The sequence below is a fragment of the Affinundibacterium flavidum genome, assembly GCF_014284175.1.
GTDB lineage: Bacteria > Pseudomonadota > Gammaproteobacteria > Burkholderiales > Burkholderiaceae_D > Undibacterium > Undibacterium flavidum.
Genome location: NZ_JACOGA010000013.1, coordinates 99,381 through 125,342, shown reverse-complemented (window position 1 = coordinate 125,342; position 25,962 = coordinate 99,381). Strand labels below are relative to the sequence as shown.

The 25,962-nt window shown below is 45.5% G+C and carries 21 protein-coding genes; 7 read left to right on the top strand and 14 right to left on the bottom strand.

Annotated features, from left to right (window positions below; all coding sequences use genetic code 11):
• Nucleotides 1–53: 53 nt before the first annotated feature.
• From nagZ to H8K55_RS14705, 6 genes are all read right to left on the bottom strand, one after another.
• Nucleotides 54–1,664, bottom strand: coding sequence for a beta-N-acetylhexosaminidase (gene nagZ / locus H8K55_RS14730; protein WP_329605047.1), 1,611 nt, complete (start codon nucleotides 1,662–1,664; stop codon nucleotides 54–56).
• Nucleotides 1,665–1,731: 67 nt separating this feature from the next.
• Nucleotides 1,732–2,742, bottom strand: a complete 1,011-nt coding sequence (locus H8K55_RS14725; protein WP_186942853.1) for an SIS domain-containing protein — start codon at nucleotides 2,740–2,742, stop codon at nucleotides 1,732–1,734.
• Nucleotides 2,735–3,889 (bottom strand): N-acetylglucosamine-6-phosphate deacetylase, encoded by a 1,155-nt coding sequence (gene nagA / locus H8K55_RS14720; protein WP_186942820.1) that lies wholly within the window; start codon nucleotides 3,887–3,889, stop codon nucleotides 2,735–2,737. Before nagA ends, H8K55_RS14725 begins: the two co-directional genes overlap by 8 nt.
• Entirely contained in the window at nucleotides 3,886–4,620 is a 735-nt protein-coding gene (locus tag H8K55_RS14715) for a GntR family transcriptional regulator (protein WP_186942819.1), read from the bottom strand. Before H8K55_RS14715 ends, nagA begins: the two co-directional genes overlap by 4 nt.
• Before the next feature lie 57 nt (nucleotides 4,621–4,677).
• On the bottom strand, nucleotides 4,678–5,574 hold the full coding sequence (locus H8K55_RS14710; RefSeq protein WP_186942852.1) for a glucosamine kinase nucleotide-binding domain-containing protein: 897 nt from the start codon (nucleotides 5,572–5,574) through the stop codon (nucleotides 4,678–4,680).
• Between the two features lie 526 nt (nucleotides 5,575–6,100).
• Nucleotides 6,101–8,890 carry a TonB-dependent receptor gene (locus tag H8K55_RS14705; protein ID WP_230408638.1) on the bottom strand — a complete coding sequence of 930 codons (2,790 nt, stop codon included), beginning with the start codon at nucleotides 8,888–8,890 and terminating at the stop codon, nucleotides 6,101–6,103.
• A gap of 1,014 nt (nucleotides 8,891–9,904) precedes the next feature.
• Here H8K55_RS14705 and H8K55_RS14700 point away from each other — a divergent pair.
• The gene (locus H8K55_RS14700; RefSeq protein ID WP_186942818.1) at nucleotides 9,905–10,612 is read left to right on the top strand and encodes a DUF6445 family protein; all 708 of its coding nucleotides are present in this window, start codon (nucleotides 9,905–9,907) and stop codon (nucleotides 10,610–10,612) included.
• Nucleotides 10,613–10,619: 7 nt separating this feature from the next.
• Here H8K55_RS14700 and H8K55_RS14695 read toward each other — a convergent pair whose 3' ends face one another.
• Both H8K55_RS14695 and H8K55_RS14690 read right to left on the bottom strand, forming a co-directional pair.
• Complete coding sequence (locus H8K55_RS14695) at nucleotides 10,620–10,994, bottom strand: hypothetical protein (protein ID WP_186942817.1); 375 nt, start codon at nucleotides 10,992–10,994, stop codon at nucleotides 10,620–10,622.
• Nucleotides 10,995–11,356: 362 nt separating this feature from the next.
• Complete coding sequence (locus tag H8K55_RS14690) at nucleotides 11,357–11,743, bottom strand: hypothetical protein (protein ID WP_186942816.1); 387 nt, start codon at nucleotides 11,741–11,743, stop codon at nucleotides 11,357–11,359.
• 366 nt (nucleotides 11,744–12,109) lie between these two features.
• On the opposite strand from H8K55_RS14690, the gene H8K55_RS14685 reads away from it, so the two are divergent.
• The gene (locus tag H8K55_RS14685) at nucleotides 12,110–16,123 is read left to right on the top strand and encodes a two-component regulator propeller domain-containing protein (RefSeq protein ID WP_186942815.1); all 4,014 of its coding nucleotides are present in this window, start codon (nucleotides 12,110–12,112) and stop codon (nucleotides 16,121–16,123) included.
• A 57-nt stretch (nucleotides 16,124–16,180) separates the two neighbouring features.
• Here H8K55_RS14685 and H8K55_RS14680 read toward each other — a convergent pair whose 3' ends face one another.
• Together H8K55_RS14680 and H8K55_RS14675 are read right to left on the bottom strand one after the other, a co-directional pair.
• Nucleotides 16,181–16,375: a hypothetical protein gene (locus H8K55_RS14680; protein WP_186942814.1), complete on the bottom strand. Its 195-nt coding sequence runs from the start codon at nucleotides 16,373–16,375 to the stop codon at nucleotides 16,181–16,183.
• A 12-nt stretch (nucleotides 16,376–16,387) separates the two neighbouring features.
• Nucleotides 16,388–18,082 carry a M14 family zinc carboxypeptidase gene (locus tag H8K55_RS14675; RefSeq protein ID WP_186942813.1) on the bottom strand — a complete coding sequence of 565 codons (1,695 nt, stop codon included), beginning with the start codon at nucleotides 18,080–18,082 and terminating at the stop codon, nucleotides 16,388–16,390.
• A gap of 127 nt (nucleotides 18,083–18,209) precedes the next feature.
• Between H8K55_RS14675 and H8K55_RS14670 the strand changes: the two genes are divergently transcribed.
• Nucleotides 18,210–18,431 carry a DUF3820 family protein gene (locus tag H8K55_RS14670; RefSeq protein ID WP_186942812.1) on the top strand — a complete coding sequence of 74 codons (222 nt, stop codon included), beginning with the start codon at nucleotides 18,210–18,212 and terminating at the stop codon, nucleotides 18,429–18,431.
• A gap of 265 nt (nucleotides 18,432–18,696) precedes the next feature.
• Entirely contained in the window at nucleotides 18,697–19,317 is a 621-nt protein-coding gene (locus H8K55_RS14665) for an outer membrane beta-barrel protein (RefSeq protein WP_186942811.1), read from the top strand.
• A gap of 267 nt (nucleotides 19,318–19,584) precedes the next feature.
• Here H8K55_RS14665 and H8K55_RS14660 read toward each other — a convergent pair whose 3' ends face one another.
• The 3 genes from H8K55_RS14660 to H8K55_RS14650 form a co-directional block, all read right to left on the bottom strand.
• A complete protein-coding gene (locus tag H8K55_RS14660) occupies nucleotides 19,585–20,904 on the bottom strand; it encodes a TAXI family TRAP transporter solute-binding subunit (RefSeq protein WP_186942810.1) in 1,320 nt (439 codons plus the stop codon).
• Nucleotides 20,905–20,973: 69 nt separating this feature from the next.
• Nucleotides 20,974–21,759: a competence/damage-inducible protein A gene (locus H8K55_RS14655; RefSeq protein ID WP_186942809.1), complete on the bottom strand. Its 786-nt coding sequence runs from the start codon at nucleotides 21,757–21,759 to the stop codon at nucleotides 20,974–20,976.
• A 70-nt stretch (nucleotides 21,760–21,829) separates the two neighbouring features.
• Nucleotides 21,830–22,657, bottom strand: a complete 828-nt coding sequence (locus H8K55_RS14650) for an EI24 domain-containing protein (RefSeq protein ID WP_186942808.1) — start codon at nucleotides 22,655–22,657, stop codon at nucleotides 21,830–21,832.
• Between the two features lie 267 nt (nucleotides 22,658–22,924).
• On the opposite strand from H8K55_RS14650, the gene H8K55_RS14645 reads away from it, so the two are divergent.
• Nucleotides 22,925–23,281: an FKBP-type peptidyl-prolyl cis-trans isomerase gene (locus H8K55_RS14645; protein ID WP_186942807.1), complete on the top strand. Its 357-nt coding sequence runs from the start codon at nucleotides 22,925–22,927 to the stop codon at nucleotides 23,279–23,281.
• A gap of 102 nt (nucleotides 23,282–23,383) precedes the next feature.
• Here the strand turns inward: H8K55_RS14645 and orn are convergent, their stop codons facing one another.
• Nucleotides 23,384–23,989 carry an oligoribonuclease gene (gene orn / locus H8K55_RS14640; RefSeq protein ID WP_186942806.1) on the bottom strand — a complete coding sequence of 202 codons (606 nt, stop codon included), beginning with the start codon at nucleotides 23,987–23,989 and terminating at the stop codon, nucleotides 23,384–23,386.
• 258 nt (nucleotides 23,990–24,247) lie between these two features.
• Here orn and H8K55_RS14635 point away from each other — a divergent pair, with 258 nt between their 5' ends.
• A complete protein-coding gene (locus H8K55_RS14635) occupies nucleotides 24,248–25,519 on the top strand; it encodes a M48 family metallopeptidase (RefSeq protein WP_186942805.1) in 1,272 nt (423 codons plus the stop codon).
• Nucleotides 25,520–25,612: 93 nt separating this feature from the next.
• The gene (locus tag H8K55_RS14630) at nucleotides 25,613–25,960 is read left to right on the top strand and encodes a 4a-hydroxytetrahydrobiopterin dehydratase (protein ID WP_186942804.1); all 348 of its coding nucleotides are present in this window, start codon (nucleotides 25,613–25,615) and stop codon (nucleotides 25,958–25,960) included.
• Nucleotides 25,961–25,962: the final 2 nt, after the last annotated feature.

Genomic DNA, 25,962 nt, shown 5'->3' with positions numbered 1-25,962 from the left:
TCGCTTAAAGAATATAAGGTCAACTTACAAGCATCACAAACTACCGCGAACCATCATCCAGCCAGCTCTTCGAATCCAGCTACGGGAACTTGTCCATGCGCCTCAACCGTGCCAGACAACCAAGCTGCTACCGCTTCAATCGCCGGATCGGCAAATCCGTAGGTAATCAAGGCTGGTGCCGCAATATCCAAGCTTTGAAATGGATTCCACAAGACCAAATGCAAATCAGGCTTCCAGCTTTGACGCGCCCTTTCGTTGTAGCGAATCCGCACAGTTGATACAAGAATGACTGTACTTCCATCATCAGGAATACTAGTCCAATCAAACGTCGTCGCATCGTCAAAAGTGGTAGTCTGCACCTCATAAATTTGCGACAGCATCGCGGCGACTTTATGCGCCGGAATTCCCGCTTCGGAAACACCGTCACTCACGACATCGGCGCTAATCACCAGACGTATTTTGCTACCCGTCTTCGGCGGCTTTGCACCACGATACGTGGTCAAACCACGTTGCCATGCTTTCGCCATCAATTGACGATCTGCCGCATCCACTGCTGCCGGATATTCACCAGTCAAACTTGGATAAGTGCTGACCAATTGACTGATACGCGCCATTTTTTTCTGCATACTCGCATAGTCGATTTCACCCGCGGCAATCGCTTCAGTCAGAGCGTCCAGCGTTTCTAATTGCGTTTGTGTATTGCCGAGTGCCATCACCATATCTGCACCTGCTGCCAGAGCTTTCACCGCTGCAGCACCGACGCCATAACGTCCGGCAATCGCATGCATATCCATGCCGTCAGTAATCACTACACCGTGATAGTTCCACTCATCGCGCAAGATGCCCGTCAAAATCGTTTTCGACATGGTAGCGGGATTTTCTGGATCTATCTGCGGATAAACAATATGCGCCGTCATCATCGCTGGTGCATTTTTTGCAGCGGCTTTAAATGGCGCTAATTCCAAGGCATCTAGCTGCGCTCGTGACTTATCAACTTCTGGTAAATCACGATGCGAGTCCACATGCGTATCGCCATGCCCAGGAAAGTGCTTAATGCAACATGCCACACCCTCACTCAAACTGCCTTCCATCCAAGCACTCGCGAGTCGCTGCGCCTGCACGGGATCGGCACCAAACGAGCGCTCAGAAATGACAGGATTATTCACGTTATTATTGAGGTCTAGGACTGGTGCAAAATTCCAATTAAAGCCTAATGCTTTCACGCTACGCGCGACGGCTGCACCAACCTGGCGGCACAGTTCTGGATCTTGGCTTGCACCTAAGGACATCGCCGCCGGAGGCTGCGGCACCCAGGTCGCTCGCACCACAGCTCCACCTTCCTGATCAATCCCGATCAAGGCTTCTGGCCCCATCACGGCACGCAAGTCTGCCGTCAGTTTGGCTAGCTGTTCTTGATTTTGCATATTTTGGCGAAACAAACAAATCGCCCGAATATGGTGCTCACGAATAAAATGCGCCATCTCGCTACCGAGTACCGTCTCAGGCATGCGTATCATGATGGATTGACCTGCGAGGCGACGCGCTTCTTCACGACTGATGATGCTACCTGTCGTGCCACTGTTTGTGACACTGTTTGTGCCACTAGTTGTATCACTAGTTGCGCCACTTTCTAAATGACTACTTAAATTACTCATTACGCTCATTGCTATTCCACAAAATAGAACAAAAGAAAAGCGGGAATCATCTGATCTGATTACCCGCTTAGTGTGATTAATTCGTTTTGGTCACTTTACTCAAATGACGTGGCTTATCCGGATCAAGTCCGCGGGCCACCGACAAATGCGCTGCCATCACGTAAAAGGATTGAATCGCTGCAATAGGATCCAAATCCGGTGTTGCCGTCGTTGCCAAAGTAAGATTGCGCTCTTTTACATCGGCTGGTGCGGCCAAAAGGACATTCGCTCCACGACCACGCATTTCTTCTGCCAAAGCGATCAATCCTGCTTGTGCCGGACCACGTGTTGCGAAAATCAACAATGGATAACCATCATCAATCAAAGCCATAGGGCCGTGTTTAATTTCCGCACCACTGAAAGCTTCGGCTTGAATCACTGAGGTTTCTTTGAACTTCAACGCAGACTCCAAAGCTACCGAGAAACTGATACCACGGCCAACCACCATGATGCGCTGCGCTGGCACCAGAACATCTAAAGCATTTGACCAATCTAGCTGCGTTGCTGTATGTAAAACTTGTGGTAATTCTTCAATACCTGCCAAGAAGGCGGGATCATTTTGCCAGTGACCAGCCAAACGTGCACCCGCGACCAAAGAAGTAATAAAACTCTTCGTCGCTGCAACGCTCAACTCGGGACCAGCATGCAAAGGCATAGTCCATTGTGCACCTTGCGCCAACGGTGAATTAGCGTCGTTGACCAAGGCGACGGTGGTCGCGCCATTTTCACGGAAATAATTAATTGGTTGCACCACGTCAGGACTTTGACCAGATTGTGAGATCGCGATTGCCAAGGCATTTTTCACATGCAGCGGAGCTTGATTCAAAGTAATCAGTGACATCGGCAAAGACGCTACGATGTGACCCAAACGTGCCATGATCAGATACGCTGCATAATTGGCCGCATGATCAGAACTACCACGTGCGATAGTAACGACCGAGGACGGTGGCGTCGCCCGCAAATACTGCCCTAATTCAACTAAACGTTCACGATCCTGACTTAACTGCGCTGCGACAAATTCACCTGACGAACACGCCTCTTTAAGCATCTTTGAGCTCAATTTTTTCTCCCTCGATATAAACAGCAATTAGATTCAAATCCCGATCAAGAACTACTAAGTCCGCATAAGCATTTTTTTGTAAGCGGCCGCGATCAGATAATCCTAAAAAATCTGCTGCGTAGGTAGAAACACGGTTAGAAGCATCGTCCAGTTCTAAACCAATCTTGACTAAATTTCTTAATGCCTGATCCATCGTCAGGGTGCTGCCAGCCAGAGTGCCATCTGCCAGGCGCACACCGCCCAGACACTTATGCACGACTTGGCGGCCCAACATATATTCGCCGTCTGGCATACCGGATGCCGAAGTGGAATCGGTCACACAATACACTTTCGGGATCGCCCGCATTGCCGCTCTGATGGCTCCCGGATGCACATGCAATAAATCCGGAATAATTTCGGCAAAATTAGCATGCGCCAATGCTGCACCGACCATACCTGGTGAGCGATGATCGAGACGTGACATCGCATTGTATAAATGGGTAAAACTGCTTGCGCCATTTTCAAGTGCAGCGACACCATCCTCATACGTACCCAAGGTGTGCCCCAATTGCACGCGCATACCAAGCGCAGTCAACTGACTAACCATCGCCAAATTGCCTTCAACTTCAGGCGCTAAAGTGATCAACTTAATCGGCGCAATCGCATCTAAATTCTTAACTTGTTCAAGCGAGCCTGCATGGGCAAAATCCGGTTGTGCACCGAGCTTGCCCGGGTTGATATACGGGCCTTCTAAATGCACTCCCAACACCCGTGCAGCGCCAGCAACACGCTGCTTGCAAACATCCGCTAAGGCCTGCAATGCATTTTCCAAATCCGACATCGGTGCAGTCATGGTCGTCGCCAGCATACTGGTCGTGCCATGTTGCGCATGCATGTGAGAAATTACCTGTATCGCATCGCCCGCTTCCATCGTATCTTTGCCGCCAGCACCGTGCACATGCAAGTCGATAAAGCCAGGCAAAATATAAGCAGCATCATTCAAGCTCGGATCAACTGTCTGGCCTTGAATTTCTTGAATTTTTTCAGAAAAAGAAATTGCACCTGAGACCCAGCCCTGCGGCGTTAAAATATTTCCGCTAAGTTGCTGTTCGGTTGCTGGCACTAGCTGTTGTCCATTCGGCTGCACTAAACTCATCTAAACAACTCCACGACAAAGTCATAATAATCGCTACGGCAGTAAGAATGCGTCAGCTCTACCGCTGCACCGCTCGCCAGATAACCAACCCGCGTGATCAGCAACATCGCCGCACCTTGTTTTAAACCGATTAATTTGGCTTGTTCTGCCGTTGCACTGACCGCACGAATATGTTGCAAAGCGCGAGTTGGCGCGACGTTATTTTGATCGAGATAACCATACAGGCTATCGGTCACTAATTTGGGATTCGGCAAATACAAATTGGGAATCGTGGTGCTTTCTATCGCCATCACCACATTGTCTGCTGTACGCAAACGCTTCAGACGAGAAACCACGGCATGTGGTGACAATCCCAGCGATAAAATTTCTTCAGGAGACGCAACACCAGTATCACGTGACAACCACTGTGACCCTGGCATAAAACCGCGTTGACGCAACTCTTCACTAAAGTTAGTCAGGCGCGACAATGGCTGCTCTAACTTTGGTGTGATGTAAGTACCAGAACCGTGCTTGCGCGTCAGCAAACCGCGCTCACATAACATCTCGATTGCTTTGCGGGCGGTCACGCGAGAAATTTCTAAAGTCTCCGCTAATACGCGCTCTGAAGGCAAAGCCTCATCCGGTTGCCAGTAGCCGTTATTAATACCATTTGCCAGCTTGTTTGCTAATTGCAGATACAAGGGAGTAGAACTATCACCATCAGGTTTAAAATCGAGCAGTTGTGCCAGCATATTTTTCTTCCTTTGAGTTTCTGAAGTCTTTGCTTAAATTAGACCACGCTAACTACGTTAAGACTGCATAAATTGGCTTTTGACCAGTATGAGCGCACCGACCGCTGAATCACCGGCGGGTTTCGTGACTCGTTGCAATAATTTTTCTGGCAAATAAGCCCAGATTGCGTCCGCCAGACCACCACACAGCGCGATCGGCATCGTCGCACTTGGGTCAAGAGCATTCGCCATTTTTTCCACTTCCAATCCTGCATCTACTAAAATACTTTTTGCCTTCGCATTCATTGGTGCATACTGAATGACCAATGGCGCCAATTGCGCAAACTTAGTTTGCGTCGCACCACCCAGCCATGCAAATACCGCGTCTTTATCGCCACCGCAAAACTGAATAATGGCATTAGCGAAATCATCGGCGGGACTGCGACCATCCAACACATGCTGCACATGATTGATCGCACGCAAGCCCATCCAGGCGCCGCTAGCTTCATCACTCGATGGAAATCCCCATCCACCAACTTCACGTCGGCTACCATCGGCTTGCATGACCTCACCGACACTACCAGTTCCCAAGGCGATAATCGCGCCCGGCTTCCCCTGATGAGCACCAAGCAAGGTCGTGCCAGCATCCGTTTCCACCACTAAGGCCGCGAATCCTGGATTAGCAGCGACAAATTCGGCTGCCCACAGCTTATTGTTGACACCCGCCAAACCACAACCTATCGCCATCTCTTTAAAATCCGGAGCAACAATACCAGTTGTTGCAAATGCCTGCTCAATTGCTGTTAGAATAGCTCGCCAAGCGGCGGTTGCGCCATGCATTAAACCAGAAGGTCCAGCACTGGCGCGAGCGAGCTCTTTGCCTTCTTTATCAACCAGTAAAACGCGGGTGCCGGTGCCACCACCATCGACGCCGATCAGATATTGAAATTGCGTTTGCTGAGTTTGTGGTTGCATTTGCTGAGCTTGATTCACAGTATTTTCCAACTAAATAAACACTACCCATAGTGTTGCGGCAACTTCGGCACAAGCCAAGTGCAATCCAACTATAGCCAGATATTGAGACATAATTACACTTTAGGTGTTTCCAAAGTGGCTGTCAATAGGTATTTAAGTGGTATTCAAATTATTTTGTGCTTTTTGTGTCGTTTTCATCGTTTTCTTGGGTCATATAACCCATGACGACTTGGCATAGAAAGTTCTGACTTATTGACTATTACCAACTAAGCTCTCTCAGCTTCACGCATTAAAATGGCGCAAATTAGTTAAATCAATAAATCAACACTCTCACAAGAGAATTCCTCAAATTTGCCTGAAAAAAAAGTGACGAAGCCGGGCTGCCTCGTCACTCCCTAAATTTGCCTACTGGTCTGCAAGAACATCGGATCATTGTCGAACTTCAGTTAAGGCCGAGGTTCAGGCTTTAGGTTCAAGACATAGATTCAAGCCTTTACCCAACGCCTCTGACAATGATCCAACTACCTTACATCTTCACGCGGAGTGTCAAATAGTATTGACGGCCACTTTGATAGATAGAACGTGGCTGATTTTCATTCAATGCAAAATACTTCAACGCTGGGTTATTCAAGTTATGCGCATCAAATGAGATCGCAAAGTTTTCATTGATTTTGTAACCCAAAGAAGCTGACAAAGAACCCGTCGCTGCTTGTGAGAACGCCGTTTCACGATCTAAGCCACTGTAGAAAGCAGAACGATAGCTGTATGACAAACGCGCATTGAAAGTATCATCTTCGTAGTAACCACTCAAGTTGTAAGTGTTCTTAGAAGCACCAACAACTTCTTGATCTTTCGCATCTTTAGCATCTGCGTAAGTGTAGTTTGCAGCAACTCCGAAGTTATTTCCAATCGGCTGTTCATACGCCAATTCAAAACCCTTCACTTTAGCGCTGGAATTGACTGGTACGCTCAATACGTAAGGAACCATCGCGCCTTGTGGAATTGCCGAGCTGGTCGTGAAGTAGCTACGCTTATCCTGACCAATACCAACATAGCTGGTCAAATCCATGTAGTACACGCTACCAGACAACAATGCACGTGGAGCGAAGTACCATTCTAGGGACGCATCAAGATTATTAGAACGAATTGGTTTCAAGTTTGGATTTGCACCACTACCGCTACCTGTGCCTGTTGCAGTGGACGGAGGGCTCAAACTGATCGCACTCGCCAAAGCACCAAAGTCTGGACGTGTCATGGTCTTCGATACAGCCAAACGTGCAACCAAATCTTTTTGCAAATCAAAACGCAGATTCAAGCTAGGCAATACGTCGTTATACGTGTTGTCGCTCTTCTCGAAGTGGAAAGTACCAAAGTCAGACGTTTTTTGACCTGCGCCTGGACCTGTCAATGTAGAGATGACACTTTCTTTAGTTTGCACTACGCGTACACCAACATTACCACTCCAGCCTTCGCCTTCCATGTTGCCTTGAACATAGAATGCATTGACGTTTTCTTTCAACGCAAACTGTGTACCGTAATCAAGACGTGTACCGTTATTATCGCGATTCGAATATTTATTGAATTCAGCCAATTGCGCAGGTGTGTAATACCAGACATTGGATGGGAAATTACCGCCTAAGCCAGAACCATAATTTGATGGATATTGGCTTACTGATGATGGGAATTTCGCTGGATCATTTTGCGCTACAGTACCAACTGGGCACCAGGTAGATTGTGACCAATCCCATGGTGCTTGCGTACCAGCAGAGTTCTTACAACCAGGACCTTGACCTAAAGCAGCACCACTGTCACGCTTATGCTCAGTTGCACGAACACCAAATTTCAGAGAACTAAATAGGCCTTGATTCAATTGGTATTCGCCATCCAATTTAGCCCATGATTCTTCATCATTAACCAAAGTATTTTGATAACCAAAAACCCAACCCAAAGTATCTTTTGAACGACTGGCGTAGTTCGTATTACCTAAACTCCAGTCAGCCGCGTTATTCACGCCATTGATGTGATAAGACGCACCAGAACCATTACCAACATTCCACTCAGCCACGTCTTGCGTTGGTGTTTTACCTTTTGCTTTAGATGTACCTAATTGGCCATTGAAACGTAATTCGGAACTTGCTTTCCACGTTGCTTCTGCACTGAAGAAATTCACTTCAGAACCAGCATCTGGACGAGAAATTTGATCGTACACGCCATAAGTTGTGCCAGCGACTGGTTTGAACGTTGCGCTCGTCAATGTTTTTACGCCGTTATTGTTGGCTACTGTGTAACCTGCTTCTGGCGCCTGACCATTACCGCCATCGATGAAGTGAGAGCCCCACAGCATGTAATTACGGTTGTAGTTTGCCGCATCCAATTTCGAGCTAAAACCGCTCAGGACGACATCAAATTCTTTGCTTGGTTTAAATTGTGCACTGACCAAACCACCAGTACGATGACGTGTTTGTTCAAACAAAGCAGCACCCATCAAGCTTGGATAATAAGCGCCCGCCAGATCAGGATTAGTCTTCGCCATTGGACTGCCTGCAGCAATTTGTGACCAGCCCAAAATTTCTTGACCATCACGACGCAAGCTACGTTTTTCGGAGAACGCCTGCACCATCAAACCAAAAGTGTTGTAGTCATTTTTCCAGTTAATCAAACCACTTAGTTGTGGATCTGATTTTGCTGGCAAACTAGCGTACACCACCCCCAAAGAGGCTTCAGCTGTGAATTGTTTTTTGAATTCCAAAGGTTTGCGTGTGATCACATTGATAGAGCCTGCAACACCGCCCTCCACCAGACTAGCCTGGGAAGTTTTGTTCACTTCGATACGACCAACTAATTCAGATGGCAATAAAGTGTAGCTAATAGAGCGACCCACGCCTGCACCAGATTGATTCAATACGAACCAATCACCTGCAGCCATGTTGTGACCATTGATCAAAGTTTGTGTCAAACTTGGATTAGTACCACGCATACTGACGCGATCATTTTCATCGAAACCACCTTCATTGCCCGACGCAGAGCTCGTAGTCACGCCAGAAACGCGTTGCAAAGAATCTGCTACGTTTTTGTCTGGCATTTTGCCGATGTCTTCTGCGGTAATCACTTCGATATGTGATTCAGCATTACGCTTTTGATTCAAAGACTGCTGCATAGAAGCGCGCACACCAGTAACAATAACTTGTTGCTGCTCTTCTTTTTCCGCTTTCTTTGTATCAGCTTGCTGTGCTTGCGCAGACATAGCGACTGTCATTACCAAGACTGTAACTGCAGATGCAATCGGCGTCAGATTCGGTTTCAAATTACTTTTCATGTATTCCCCCAAGACTTCCATAAGAACATTTAATGCACGGCAATCTCATTAAAAAATCACCTTGCGCGAATTACTACTTATAAAAAAGATTCAAGCACTTAATACCGTATTGCTGATTTGCCGATCTACATTGCCTAGCTTAAATTTTGTGCAAACGATCAAGTACATGCTCCACCTACTTATCAAGCAAACTCATATGTTGCTGCGTTCTAAGAAACGCTCCCCCCACAGGAATATCCACCTCATCAAATCTCACATCGCAAGACCCATCAGCAGCAAAACATATCAATTCGTTGAAGAGTCTTCACTTTAAATTTTTCAATACCAATTGTCAAACGGTATTCATGTGGTATTACATTTATTTGATTGGTACTATGCTATTTTTATCGATTGGTATGCATATCAAATATCCATCCATAGTTTTAATACGTTGATTTAAAACGATTATTTTTTTAAATATAGGCGTACATCAACTATTGGTATGTTGACTCAATCCAACAGAGGATCGAAAATACCACTTTTAGATATTAATACAACTTTATGTGAGAAAAGTGGCCTCCTGAGAGGCACGCAGGTACTAACTTAGGTACTAACTTAGGTACTAACTTGGGTACCAACTTAGGTACTAACTCGGGTGCGCAGCGACACGGTTTTAGCGAATGTTATGCGTGCTGATATGGGAAGACAAATCTAACAATATGGTCTGCTTGTGATCATCCATAAAATATGAAATACTGCACGCCGCCTCTTGGCAAAGAGCACTTCCACACTTCTCCCCCCACATGGAAATTTGAACACCTATATGTGCTTATATGTGGCTTATATACGCTAAGATTTCTTGCACTTTCATTTGACTAACCATATCAAAACTCAACTACGTCATCACCGTCCGCTGAAAAATCGCAAGCTACACCACGAGCAAATTTCAGATCAGGATTCAAACGAAAACTGTTTCTGACTAAAATTAACCGAGCAAATTGAAGTAAGTTTTTGAGCTACCAACAGGATCTTTTTATGCAGAACAACTACTCCATCAACATGCCGCCCTTACTGCAATCAGTGAACATAGGTTCACATCAGGCGTTGATCATTGATGACTTCTTAGAAAACCCAGATGCATTGCGCCAGCTGGCAGCAGAGAGTAAGTTTGAAACCTATCCTGGCTATACAGAGCGCAAGGGTTATCCCGGTATCCGCGCACAAGCACCGGTAGATTATTCTTACGCGATTACAGAATTTTTGGAACCTCTAATCAAGTCGCATTTCGGTGTACCTGAACAACTCGATTTGCGCAAAAGTGTGTGCGCATTTTCATTGACTAGTATGACCGCAGAAGAATTGGGGCCACTACAAAGAACACCGCACTTTGATGCCAGCACGCCATATCACATGGCAGTGCTTCTATATCTATGCAATGAGAGACACGGCGGCACCGGCTTTTATCGCCATAAATCAACTGGCATACAACAAATCACCGAAAGCAATCGCGAACGCTATCTGGACGTTTACTACGAAGAGATCAATGCACAACGTCCGGCACAACGCTACTTCGATGACTCAAGCGAGCATTTTGAATTTCTCGGCATGATCCCGGCAAAATACAATCGTCTGGTTGTGTATCAGGGCAGTTTATTGCATACAGCTTGTATTAATCCGGCGATCAGTATCAATGCGGACGCAATGACTGGACGTTTAACGGTCAATACTTTTTATGATTTTTAATGCTAACTCAAAGACCGATGCCCCAACTTTGAACGCTGACCGAAGTGACAGTCTCTTCTGGCGAAATTTCAAGCAGCACGACCACGTCGTAATCCATTAGCAAACTAGAGGCAACTTTACGTTCATTGATATAGTGAAATTTTTTATCATGCGACATAGACACACAGCATATCAATTTCACGCCACGTGTCGCAAAGAATTCTTCAGCGTGACGCTTACTTGTTCCGATTGGTAGTTGTAACTTAACTTCGTCGCGCCAATATTGCATGCGGGTGTTGACTGCCGCAGTTGAACACGCTGTTAAAGCGAGTAGAAAAAGCACCGTCACTGACAAAAACAACCGTCTGCGCGATTTGATATTTGAAAAACGATTTGGTGACATAAGCCAACTTCATATAAAAATCATTAAGCGGTATTCGCAACGCAGGGCTTTGAGATATAAATCATAAAATATTTCAGCACATAGTTAATCTGCATCATTCTAGATCGCCCGCATCCAATCTGACGTAGATTAATCAGTTCAGACAACTGATTATAGACGAGAGCACGCTCAAATTAACAACACAACTAATGTTCACTTCTTGAATTCAAGACTCATTAACACCACAGGCTTTCCTTCTAGCAAAGAAGAAAAATATCAATCTATTTCGAGGCGGGGCAATGGAAATAAGCAGAGGTGGACGGAAATAAAAAAAGCAGCCGAAGCTGCTTTTTTATATAACTAGGCCGAAGTAAAGTTCGCGATTATTTTTTCGCTTTTTTACCAGCTGCCGTTGCAGGCAAATATGCCAATGGATCATTCAAACCACTTTCATAAGCAGTCATCACTGTTTTTGGACGCAAGCAAGTTGCCCCCAAAGTTGTGGAGTCTGCAGACACAGAATTCACACAAACCTGCAATTTCATGATTTTGCTTTGTGGAATACCAGCCGCTGCCGCAATAGAAACTACGGAATGTTGATTCGCACCATTCGCAATCAATTGATCGACAGTTTTTTGCAAATTACGGCTATTGGACAGCGCAGTAAAAATACCATCTACCGATGTATCAACTGGCTTTGCAGCTTCAATTGCAGAAGCACTTCCAACCAAGGCCAAACCTAAGCATGCACCAACAAACATTTTCTTCATAGTAGTCTCCTTAATTCGACAAACGATTTTGCCTAACAGATTGATTTTAGTGAGTTTTTAGGTCACTGCAAAGAATTAAATGCGAAAACACCTAAAAAATATTTTGAAGTTAAACTTCAGACAAATACTCTGTTTGAGTTTCGCGACAAATGTCTCAAATTACAGAACTTTTTAGCAAGTTAAGTCTCGTAAGAAAACTTTCTTTGATGTTGCTTTTCTCATCACCTTGCACGCAAGATTTGATTGACGTGCTCAAAGCACAAGCATACATTGAAGAAACAAATGAGGTACGAATCTAGAGGCAAGTCTAAAATCGTGTTTCAGTACAAAGACGGCATGACCCAATTACCTCCACACAGGCTCATCATGCACACAAAGAGCTGTTTTTTACCTATTTTTGCTATTTATCGCTTACTTTGTGCAGCACTTTTAATTAGCTTTTTTTCTTCAGCAAACATCTACGCAAGTTCAAAACAAACCTTACGCTTCACGCATATTTCGCAGGAACAAGGTCTGAACGATGGATCAATACCGGCGATTTTTCAAGATAAGTATGGGCTCATGTGGCTAGGCACCTCAACGGGACTGGTGCGTTACGACGGCCGCCACGTTCGTCAATGGAGTTCAGATACTGAAGATCCCAATAGTTTAAGTAGCCCGCTAGTATCCGCCATATTGGCTGGTCAACAAGACAGCTTGTGGATTGCCACTTCTGGCGGACTTAATCGCCTAAATATGAAGACGGAACAAATTGAACGCGTGCAAATGCCTGACAATTTGTCTTTGCAACAAAAAAGAATTTGGGCGCTAGCACCTCAATTAGGAGACAAAATCTGGGTCGCGACACAAAGCCAATTGTACTTATTTAATCCGCTTGCCGAGACGGCTCAGCGCTTCGTCGCCTTTCCATTAGAAGGCGATACTGGAGCATTGATACGCGCTATGATCAGCGATACTGAAGGTGGTGTCTGGGTCGCAGTTGGCTCACGAGTGTATCATCTCAATGCCAACGGAAAAACTCTGCAACAATTCGACGCAGCCAGCCTTCATCCAGAGCAGCAACGCTTAGATTTCTCGATACGCTCCATGAGTCTGGATGCAGATAATCGCTTATGGTTAGGTATGCAAACTGGTGTGCAAATTTGGAACATCAGCACAACCCCCGCCAAACCCGATGCCATTATGGGACGCCTGCGATTGCCGCAAGCACGCGTTTATGCAACTTTTTTGGATGAGGAAAAGTCAATTTGGATAGGCTTTGGTGGCGGCGAATCGCTATATCGTATTCGCTTAAAACAAAACGAAAAAGTAGAAACCTATCGTAATTATCCAGCCCTCTCTTCCAGCATTGTCAGCAGCTCCGTCGCGTCTTTATTTCAAGATCGGACCGGAACTTTATGGATAGGGACCTGGGGCTATGGGATTAGTTTAGTAGACTTGCGCAGTCAAAGTTTTACAAATTATTTTCATATCGCAGAAGAGAAAAATAGCCTCAGCACCAACAATGTCGTGGGCATTCATCTCGACCAAACCAATCACGCCTGGGTCGCCAGCTATGGTGGCGCGCTCAACTATCTGGACCTGAACACGGGAATAGCGCAGCACTTCCCCCAAGAGATCACGGGCGCCTTACACACCAAAGCGCTACGTTTACAAAGTGAAGACAAGCTTTGGCTGGGTGGCGATGACGGCTTGTTTCTGTTTAATCCCGTCAATAAAAAAACGCAAAAAATCGCACTAGCGCAAGACACTCCCGGCGCCAATTCCATCAGTGCGATTATTGTCGATAGGCGCGGTGATGTATGGGCAAGTAGTGGGAATGGTTTGTATCAAATTTCGCCTGACTTAAAAGTGACTACGCACAAAGCCGCGCCACAAAAACCTGGATCACTTAGCCATGACACTATCGATTGCCTACTCGAAGACACAGAGGGACGAATCTGGATAGGTAGCAAAGGCGGCCTTCAGATGTGGGATCATACAAGCGCACAATTTTCACAACCAATATCCGCAAATCAACATTTAAAAAATCCCGCTAGCCTGGCGATTTACGGCCTGCACCAAGATCAGCAAGGCAGGATTTGGGTAGGAACGGCAACAGGTCTGTATCAGCTTGTTAAACATCAGGCGCAATGGGAATTGGAGTCATGGAAAAAAGCGCGTCAAATGCCAGCGGGATGGGTCATTACCATACAAGATGATAATGAAGGCAATTTATGGCTGGGCGCTGAGCAAGGCTTAGTGCAATTAAATATTGCCACGGAAAGTGCGCGGACTTACCACAATTTAAATGGCCCACTGAACGGCAGTTTCAGTTTTGGAGCCACCACAAAGGCAGCTGATGGGAGTCTTTTTTTTGGTGCCTGGGGCTTAATCGCGTTTAACCCAAAACAACTGCGCGACAACAATACTCCTGTCAAAATTGTCTTATCTGATCTACTCGAATTCAATCGTTCTCTCAGTGCAGACAGAAACACAGCAAGCGATCATCTGGAGCGCGACATAAACAAAAACAATGCCAATTCATCGACATCAAATCAGCGTTCAAGCACCCTGCAAGAGCTGGGAGTCACTGGTCCTTTATACGAGGCGAAAGCGATACATCTGACACCCAAACAGAGCATGATCAGTTTTGAATTCTCGGCACTGCAATTTTATGACTACAAGCAAAATCGCTATGCGTGGAAGCTCGAAGGATTTGACCAAGATTGGATCTACGGCAAACCGGGAGAAGCGGTCGCAACGTACACCAACCTCGATCAAGGCGACTATGTCTTAAAAGTGAAAGCAGCGAGCTCCACTGGTGATTGGAGTAGCGAGATGCTCACTTTGGACGTCAAGGTCTCACCACCGTTCTGGAAAAGCAGATGGTTTCTAGTATTGATGTTGCTAGGCGCACTCAGTTTACTGGTTTTATTTTATCGTCTGCGGGTAGGTTTCTTACAACGGACACGCGACCAACTCGAATTGCAAGTGAGCTTGCGCACGGTAGAAGTACGTGAACAAAAAAATCAATTACGCAAAGAAAAAGAGATCGCAGAACAAGAGCGTGAAATTGCAGAAAAAGCCCGACGCGACATCATTGTGCTAAGCGAAATCGGGCGCGAAATTAGCGCATCCCTAGATATCGAAGCAATTCAACAGGTCTTTTATGCGCAAGTTGCCAAATTGATGGACGCCGACGTCTACGGCATCGGGATGGTAGATTGGAACGAACGCATTGTGAACTTCGACAATGTGATGGACAGAGGCACGCCCACGCAGCGTTACTTCCGCAGTCTTGATGCTAGCAATCAACCCGCCGCCCGATGTATCTTGAATGCGGAAGAGTTAATCATTGATCAGTTTGATTACGACAACACCATGGTTCAAATGAATCATCAAGGTACGACGCGTGGAATGCGTCAAGACGGCAGCGATGTGACCCGCACCAATTCTGGCATCTATGTGCCTATGCTGATCGACGAACAAGTAATCGGCGTCATCACAGTTCTTAGTGCACGTCCTGGTGCCTACAATTCAACGCATCTGGATATGTTGCGTACGCTTGGTGCTTACGCCGCTGTGGCATTAGATAAAGCGCGTGCTTATGCGCGTCTAAAGCTGACGCAAACTAAATTAGTAGAGCAAGAAAAACTCGCAGCCTTAGGTGCGATTGTCGCAGGCGTCGCGCATGAATTAAATACGCCCATAGGAAATAGTTTGTTAGTTGCCAGCACCTTGAAAGAAAGAAACGACGAATTCGTTGCGGTGATCCAGAGCGGCAGTATCAGACGCTCAGAAATTGAGCGATTCTGTGTGAGCTCTTCAGAAGCTGTTGATCTCATTTTGCGAAATCTCGACGCCTCCGCACAATTGGTGTCAAGCTTCAAACAAATCTCTACGGACCAAACCTCGAATCAACGACGTGAATTTAACTTGGCAAAAATTTGTAAAGAATTGGCCTTAACAATGACCGCACGAGTAAAACGTGAAGGGCATGAAATCAGTATTGATATTCCAGATGACATCACGATGGATAGTTTTCCTGGAGCGCTGGGTCAAGTACTTAGCAACTTAATTCTCAATGCCGTCGTACATGGTTTCGATAGTGTGAAAGCGGGACACATACTGATTAGCGCAACAATCAATAATCGTAATCGCGTCATCATCTCTTGCAAAGACGACGGCAAAGGGATTCCAGAAAAAAATATCAGTCGTATCTTTGAACCGTTTTTTACTACTAAACTCGGTCAAGGGGGCAGTGGATTGGGTCTACACATCAGCTACAACATCGTCAACTCTATACTGGGTGGCAGTATTTCCGTGCAAAGCGAAGACGGAAAAGAAAGCTGTTTCACCTTAGATCTACCACTCACTGCACCCCAAAATCAAGAGTAACACTCAGGGTAAGAGTAGATTCGAGAGCAAAACTAAGAGTCAATTCAAGCACGCAATTCAAACATGCGACTCAGGCAAACCCAAATCTATCCCATCGAAATCCAACAAGGGAATCAAATTAATCGCATGCCCGACAAAAGGAGAACGTTCGTGCCAGCCCTGCTCTCTTGCCGGCACTAACCAGTAGCCATCTTTATCACGAGCTATCCAATACCGTGGCTGTTGCATATATTCGTAGAAGACAATATCCATTCGACGTTATTTTCAGACGATAGAATAAACCGGATAACGACACCATTCAGGCTCATTAAATCGTTTGCCATGTGCAAAAATAAACGCCAATACTGCTTCCTGATTATTGAGCAAAGTTGGGTTAGCTGCTTTCCACGATGCGAATTTATCCGCCAATTCTGGCTCGGCTTGCAGCATCTCGTACGCGCTATCTTCGAACACGTAGTCAGAGAAAGCTTCTTTTTTCTCTAAGACGCTATTAAAAAATCCCCAACGGAAAAAACTATCGTGCGCCTGTGGTTCCAAAGTCTCAATTGCATAGCGGGCATTAGGCTGATTCAAGTCCACCACATAATCACCTGCTCTCGCTAAGAACATTTCTCGCACTGCTTGCAATTCAACTTCATCATGAAACATGTGACCTTCATAAGCATTTGCTCTGGATGTCACTTGCTTGATGTGATAACTCTGTACTTGCAGTTGCTGATCCGCTTCTAGTCGGCGTAGAATGACGCCATTCCACTCCAGGCGTTCTATCGCTTCGCGCCAGGCTTGTGGAATCAAATACGCTTTCGGGGTTTTAACTACAAGGTCTTCTACAAAATTGTCATAGTAGAGTATGTCTTTTTCCCATGGTTGATTGCGATCATATGATAAGCGCATATAGTTTCCAATCTTACTTGGGCTATACACGGCTTGATAGCCTTTAAAACGGAAACTGGAAGGCCGCGAATGATCGACTTTCCAACTCACTGGCCATTGCGTTTTTTGTGTCGCTGCTTGACGCGCCTGAGCACGCAATGCTTGAATTTCGGTCGCATGTGCAATCGTAAAATCTAACACTACTTCGACCAAGCTACGCATAGAGTCGTAGCGATCTGCATAGGGTTTTAACATATGCGTTTCTGGCATGAAGCCTATCGTGTGATGCAAGGCGGCGAATCCAGTCGAAAAGCGCGGGACTTCCAAGAAATCTTCAATGCCATCATCGGGTGTCACTTTGACTGGATTCACATACGGACAAGTTGGCCAACCGCGCTGTTCCATATTGGCATAAATCGTCGGCAGCATGGTGTTACGCAAAAATGGCCCCAAGCCGTCACCCAGCTTATCCGCCTGAGTCTGAATCAAGGTCATCGTATAACTATAATCTGCACCATTCGACGTGTGAGTATCGACCATGACATCTGGATCCCACATCGTAAAGAAACGATTAAAAACCTGCGCTGCTAAGCTATCGCATTTAATGAAATCACGATTCAAATCCAGATTGCGTCCGTTCGCGCGGAAACCAAACATTTCCGGTCCATCTTGGTTCACCCGTGACGTGTCTTGACGATTCAAGCATCCATCGACGTTATACACCGGAATAAATAAAAATACGGTTTTACCCAAAGCAGCCAGACGTTCAGGTTGCAGGCAAAAATCACGCACTAAGGCCATGCAAGCATCGATGCCTTCTGGCTCGCCAGGATGAATGCCATTATTATTAAAAAACACCGGACGACCTGCTGCTTTCAAGCTAGCTCGATCAAACACGGCATCTGCAGTGATCACACCAGCATGCATAGGAAGGCCGCTATCCGACACGCCAATTTGTTCAAAACGTAAAATTTGTGGAAAATCCCGTGCCAATTTTTCGTAAAAAGGAATGCAGTTTTCCCACGTAGTTGTTTGATTTTGATTCCCTGATTCGTAAGGAGTTGGATACAGCGAAGATATTGGCATGTTCATAGCAGGCAGGTTTCTATAAAATGGAGACTGATGCGAAGAATTGTAGCATCGTCACTTCAAAATTTTTGACGTAATACTATCTATCCCACCAAACGAAGAGCTGCAAACTACTAGACTACGTATGCAAACAGAAGATTTGATTTCGCTCGTAACCAAGACCATGCCTTATGGCAAATACGAAGGGCGCCTATTAGCAGATCTGCCCGGAGATTATCTGGGCTGGTTTGCGCGCAGCGGTTTTCCACGTGGTGAAATCGGCCGTTTATTAGAACTCATGTACGAAATCGATCACAATAATTTGCGCGATCTGCTTAAGCCACTCAAATCATTCAAAAATATTTGATATTTATCTCAATTCCAGTCAGTCACACACGCTTCAAAATCTCTTCAAAAGTTCAAAAATCAAAAAAAGTACTGGAAAACAGTACCACAGATCTCTTCTGATTAGCCTCGCGAAGTAATTTTGGCATTCCTTTGTGTAACTACCGACACTGCCTCCCAAGCTGAAGTGCAGAAACAACGAGTTTCGACACTAGGCTCAAAGCTTCCAATCACAGAGCTTTCATTAGTTTCAATTTGCTTCAATTTGAATTTACCAAGAGGATTTTATGTTGACATTCAAACGTGCTGTTTCCACTACCTTGGCGATCGCTGCCTCCATCGGCGCAATGGCATTTGCCGCCAATGCTCAAGCGGCGGATTCCTACTTAGGCGCTGCCTGGGGTGTACGTACTACTTCTGATTTGAACTGTGCAGTCGGTGCTGTCTGCGAACGCGCCAGCAAAAGCACGGGCAAAATTTTTGGCGGCTACAACTTCGCCAGCACTCCCTACAATGGATTCACCTTAACCCAGGGCATAGAAGGCATGCTGTATCAAATCGGTGATACCAAAGGCACTTTCCATACCGCATCAACATTGAAAAATGGCACAGGCAAATCGACTGGCGCTGGCATTTTTTATAAAGTTGACTTGGGCAACGAAACTTTTGGCGTGACCGGCAAGATTGGTACTAGCTACGCTCGCAGTAACGTCGACTTCACGGCTGGAGGCAAGGATTCTGAGAAAGCTTGGTTTATGCCTGCAATTGGCTTAGGTATGCGCTACAACTTGACGAAAGAAGTTGCATTGACTGCAGATTGGGATCGCCTTCCAAGTAAATTTAGCGGCACGAATAGCGCAAAGACGATCAACAATGTGTTTTCAGTTGGTGTCGCTTACAAATTTTAGACAATTTGAAAGAACTTTCACTTAGCCCGATAGTCCAAGCTGCTGAATTTTCCTGGTAAATTTTTAGGGAATGACAGCAGGACAACAAGGCTGATTGAAAGCTATGCAAAAAGAACCACTGACGTACAGAGGCACACACCTACCTGTGAAAGAGCAAGATACTCCCCTCCATCTTGTGATTTCGTGTGTCTCTGTGCTGAGGTGGTACCTGAGTTTTAGATTCTCGCCACAACTTCTTTAGTAAGCGCCCTCCCTCTCTACTGCTTTCTACTCGCCGTCAACGATACGCTTACGGACAAATTGAATGTGACTACGCAGCCCATACAATTCTTCTGCATACGATAAAGGGATGGAAATATGATTTACTTTCATTTCTATCTCGTTTAAACGCTGCAATTGCTCCTGCGCAATTTGCTTACGTTGTTTCGGCGTTGCATCGTCTAAGGTGTGTTCAACCGAACGTAATTGGCCATACCAACGATAAATTCTTGATCTAACTCGCCACACGTACAGCGGTGGAATAATCTTTGACAATGGCAAAGCCAAAGCCCCGAAAGCAATGAGCAAGACCCACATACGCTCTAAAAAATTCGACATCCAAAAACTCAAATATCGCTGCAAAAATGGGGGGCCATTTTTATAAAATTTTTCTGCCTGCGGTTCAACCGCAATTTCGGTAAATCGATCAGAAGGAAACTCTCCTTGTCGGCTAAACCAGTTCGCACCACCGTGTATTTTTTTGGCAGCTTGTAAAAACAAACTGATCAAGGCCGGATGCAAGCTTTCATGCGCAACTAGGGTAGCAGTCGGAGAAATCAAATGATAATCGCGCGATGGAATATCCTTGCCCATATTCACTATGCCGCGCGGCAGCAACACATGCGACAAGAATGGAAAGCGACGCGTGTAAGCTTCAGCCTGCACAAAATCAAATAACTTAACGCCCGGCGTTTGCAATAACATTTGCACGAGTAAAGAATCTGATGCAGAGCTCATCACCAATACGTCCACCTTCCCTTCTATAAAAGCGACCGTGGCGGGTGTGCTTTCTAATTGCTGGATATGCACATCGTTTTCTTCCAGATTATTCACTTCTAAAATCTGTTGAAACAAACGTCGTACACCGTAGCCATCAGGGCCAAGATTAATTCTTTGCCCTTTTAATTCGCGCAAGTTAGCAAGTTCTTTTTTACCGCGATAAAAAATCCAGATTGGCTCATAAAACAAGCTGCCAAGAGAAGTCAATCCATTCGCTTCAGCGTCTGCCTGATTGGTCGATCCGCTCTGCACAAAGCCGATGTCAATATTCGATTCCGAGTCACTAATTTGACGTAAATTTTCTTGCGAACCTTGCGACTTATGTACACGAACCGTGATCTGATTCTTTGCCAACTCTTCTGCATACTGTTTGGCAAAACCTTCGTATGCGCTGTTTTCCTGACCTGCACTGAAATCCAAAGTTTTACCCGGAGCGGGGTCAACAAAGTAATACGCCGCAAACAAGACCGCGATCACCATCAAGACGATAGGACCAAACGCGAATAAGGCATCTTTGGTCGAAATCAGCGTAAATTTAATCTTAGGCATAAGTATTCCATGTCAAATCAGTAGATGGTCCACGTTGATTCAGCGATTCATCCGGACATCTTAGCGATATCAGATAAGCTCGTACTCAGCTCTTAGTGCATCTAAACCTGAACACATTTCAACAAAGGCTGCTGCAACTTGAGTTGGCTCACCTTTGACACCCAATTCGATATGACGGCGTATTGTTTCACTGCCTACACTGGGCAGACTGAACACTTTGATCAAGGGATATGCTGCTTCCAATGTTTCCATCATGGGCGTTAGCGTGGACTCTGCAATCTCGTAGACTAACAAGGCTTTTTCATCATGCGGCTGTTGATGAAATAGATGGGAATAATGCGTATCTAACACCCAAGCAATCATAGGCCACGCCATCACTGGAAAGCCTGGTACAAAATAGTGATTATTGATCGCAAATCCGGGAATTTTATTGAAGGAATTTGGAATGATGGCTGCACCTTCAGGGAATTCTCCCATTTGCAAACGACGCCAGTAATCAGGACCATACAATTCAGTAGGAATATCAAGGGTTAAATTCATTTCGACAATACGTTGATGAATCAACTCTTGCGCTTCAGGATGCAAAACCACAGACAAACCTAATGCCGCCGCTGCACACTGGCGAGTGTGATCATCGGGTGTCGCACCGATTCCCCCCGTGCTAAATACAATGTCGCCACTCGCGAAACTACGCTGCAAAGTCGCTGTAATTCTGGCTCTGTCGTCACCCACATACTCTGCCCAATCTAGGCTTAAACCGCGCTCTTTCAAGAGCGCAATGACTTTCGGCAAATGCTGATCAACCCGTTTGCCAGACAAAATTTCATCACCCACAATAATCAAACCAATTGCCATCGTTTACTCCATCGTGATTTAAGCGTTTATGAGTATGCACTCAAGCGTACTCACTTAAGCGTTAAATTATTCAAATTACTTCTGCATGTCGTTCCTGACGCAATACTTGCAAAGCATCAAGGCAAAAATGTTGGTACCACAAGCCGGTAAAAATAAAGATTAGTAAATAAGCCCAGATCGCCAAGCTAACAAAAATAGGGAAAAATGCGACGTAGGCCATCGACATCGCTCCGCCCATCCACAACATCGAAGGCAGGCCACTAAACCATCCAGCGATAAGGCCAATTAAAAGCAAAGAACCGCGATGTCTGGCGACCAGTAATTGGCGCTCCTGCTTATCGGCAAAGGGGGCAAGCGCGTCATAACTCATTACACGATAGGTTAGCCAACCCCACAATAATGGCTGTACCAAAACATAGATTGGCGGCACAAAAAACAGCGGCAAAGTCACGACCCAGGCAAACACAAAAAGAAAAAAAGACCCGAGAGAAAACCCCAGACTAGCCAAAAATGAACTTCCCCGGCGCAGTTCGAGTTGCGGAAAATCGCGTTGCCCTACGTGTTTAGCGATCGTCGGCATCACCAGTACGCCGATAAATAAGAGGCTGGTAATGATCACCAAAGGCAATAACAACCACATCGCTAATAATGGAACGATCACGGTTTTTAAAGCTAACAAGCCGAGTGAGTTCAGAATCGCACTAGCATTAGTAAAACCATCGTGATTGGAAAAATAGGATTGTATGAAATCAAACACAGCCTGCAAGCGCCAAGCCATCAATCCACCCCATACTGCCAAAGAAATCAGTAAAGGAATCACGCTCAATAATAATATTTTGAAGCGAAACTGCGTCGACAACGCGCGTGCCCAAGAACGTAATACTGCAGTGAAATTCATTGTAACTACCTTTACCAACAGTTAGTGCAAAGGCCTATTTTACCTTGCAATTGCGGCAAGCAAGCTAAGCGCGCTAGATGAAGCTGACAAGGCGATGAGGTTTTCCACTAAAATGGCACCCTTAAGCCGAAATTGAGTTGAAATTGAGCCGAAATTGAGCCGAAATTGAGCTGAAACTAAGTTGCAACTGAGCTACTCGACCTACTCAATATCAGACTATCCGGACTTACCCTAATTTGTTTTACCTATTTATCTCAAGGAAATTTTATGTCATCAATCACCACCGTCAGCGGCTTACAGTACGAAGACAAAATCGAAGGTACGGGCGCAGAAGCGACTACTGGGCAAAATGTTGAAGTTCATTACACAGGCTGGTTACAAAATCCAGACGGCAGCGCTGGCAAAAAATTTGATTCCAGCAAAGACCGTGGCACACCATTTGAGTTTGCACTCGGCGCTGGTCAAGTAATCAAGGGGTGGGATGAAGGCGTGCAAGGAATGAAAGTGGGCGGCACCCGTGTTTTAACGATCCCTGCCGCACTTGGCTACGGTCCACGTGGCGCAGGCGGCGTCATTCCACCGAATGCAACTTTGATTTTTGAAGTGGAATTATTGGGCGTGTAATCCCCCAATTCACTTCAATTTCTGCAAAAAAAATGGCTGACCTGTTTGCGGTCAGCCATTTTTTCGTCTATTCGGAATTTGTTCCAGAATTTACTCCAGAATTTACTCCTTGATAAAGTGCTCGCGATAGTATTTCAACTCTTCGATAGACTCAATGATATCGGCCAAGGCCGTATGTTTTTGATGCTTTTTAAAACCACTGCTTAAAGCTGGTTTCCAACGGCGGCACAATTCCTTGAGCGTCGACACATCAAGATTGCGGTAGTGGAAAAATTCTTCCAACTTAGGCATACCACGGAACATAAAGCGCCTATCCTGGCAGATCGTGTTGCCGCACATCGGCGATTTACCTGCTGGCACAAAGGATTTCAGGAAAGCGATTAAGGCTTTTTCTGCATCCGCTTCCGTTACCGTGGAAGCCTTTACCCGATCAATCAAGCCCGAACGACCGTGGGTTCCTTTGTTCCAGGCATCCATCTTATTCAAGACTTCATCGGATTGGTGGATCGCAAAAACCGGGCCTTCTGCCAGTATGTTTAATTGCATATCCGTAACCACCACAGCAATTTCGATGATCTTGTCATTGTCAGGATCAAGTCCTGTCATCTCCATATCCACCCAGATCAAATTCATTTCATTGGGTTTAGCTGGCTTGGCTGGAACTGCGGTTGTGGTTTCAGTTACTTGAACATTGCTCTCTTGTGACATAATTCTTCCTAGGACGCTAATTTGGCATCAATTCTAAAATTACAACTAAGTTTTAACTCAGTTTCAACTAATTTACATTTAAAACAATAGGACTTACGCAAAATTGCGCTGGCTAGGCGTGGAGCCGCAGACAGTACAAATTGTACGACAAGGCGAACACAACGACGCCAGCGTCTGTTTTGCGTAAGTCCTATAAATGTAAAGTTTAATTTTAGATAATTGCCTTGAACACTTTTTCTGATAAAGCAGCATTTTCCCATGAATTCATACACGTTTTCGGTTTTATTCATTGTTTTTCTTGGTATCACTGTCAGTTTGCAATTTTGGCTATCGTCACGCCAATTACGCCACGTCAGCCAGCATCGTGCAGCGGTCCCCACTGAGTTTAGTGAAAAAATTGGATTAGACGCGCATCAAAAAGCGGCTGACTACACCATTGCAAAAACCAAGTTTGGCTTGCTTTCCTTATTTATCAGCGTATTGGTCTTACTCGCTTTTACTTTGTTTGGTGGTTTACAATTGCTGGCTGTGAGCCTGTATAAATGGCTGGGTGATGGCATGACGTATCAACTGAGCTTGATCGCTGCCTTCGCGCTGATCAGTGGCGCACTGGATCTGCCTTTCGATTTATATCGTCAATTTGTTTTAGAAGAAAAATTTGGTTTTAACAAAATGACGCTCAAATTATTTTTCAGCGACATGATCAAAGGCGGCCTGATCGGTGCCGCAATAGGACTGCCTCTAGTATGGGTGGTCATCAGTTTGATGGACAAATCAGGAGACTTGTGGTGGCTGTATGCATGGATAGTCTGGAGTGGTTTCCAACTCTTGATGATGTTGATTTTTCCAACCTGGATCGCGCCCCTGTTTAATAAATTTACCCCCTTGGCAGACGACAGTTTACGTACTCGCATTGAAGGCCTGATGAGCCGTGTGGGTTTCGCGTCCAGCGGTTTGTTTGTCATGGATGGCTCAAAACGCAGTGCGCATGGCAATGCCTACTTTTCAGGTTTTGGCAAAACCAAACGTATCGTGTTCTTTGACACCTTAATCACACGCCTGGCACCACAAGAAGTCGAAGCGGTACTAGCGCATGAACTCGGTCACTTCAAGCTCAAACATATCGTCAAACGTATGATAGTCATGTTTGCAGTATCACTAGGATTTCTGGCCTTGCTTGGCTATTTGAAACAGCAAGTCTGGTTTTTTACGGGCTTGGGTGTCGATCCGATTTTGTTTGCCTCATCCAATAATGCAATGGCCTTAATTTTATTTATGCTGACCTTGCCAGTGTTTACTTTCGTGTTATCACCATTAACTTCTATCAGCTCACGCAAACATGAATTTGAAGCCGATGCTTTTGCAGTGAAACATACGAATGCTAATGACCTCGTTTCGGCACTGGTTAAATTGTATGAAGATAATGCGTCCACGCTAACGCCAGACCCAATACACTCGGCGTTTTATGATTCGCATCCACCGGCATCCATACGGATTGCGCACCTGCATCAACAGGCGACATTAACTTAATTTAGCTTAATTTGACTTAATTTGACTTAATTGTCGGCGTAATTTCATAGACCAAAAATTTGAACAACAATTTAAGAAACTAACTTCAATACCATGAAAACTTCTGATCTCTTAGCAAAAAAATCGGCACATACAGAAATCGGTCTGCAAGACGGCGAACTGGCAAGCTATTTCGCAGCCACACCAGGCTGGGCACAAGACGGCCCCCGTATCGTCAAAACTTACAACTTTAAGAATTATTACGAGACGCTCGCCTTTGTGAACGCCATAGCATACACCATTCACGAAGAAGACCATCATCCAGAATTGATCGTCACTTACAATCGTTGCGTCGTTAAATTTGATACGCACACTGTTAACGCTGGCAAGGGTGGCATCTCAGAAAATGACTTTATTTGTGCCGCAAAGATCGATGTCATTTTCACGCAGACTTTCGGTTAATC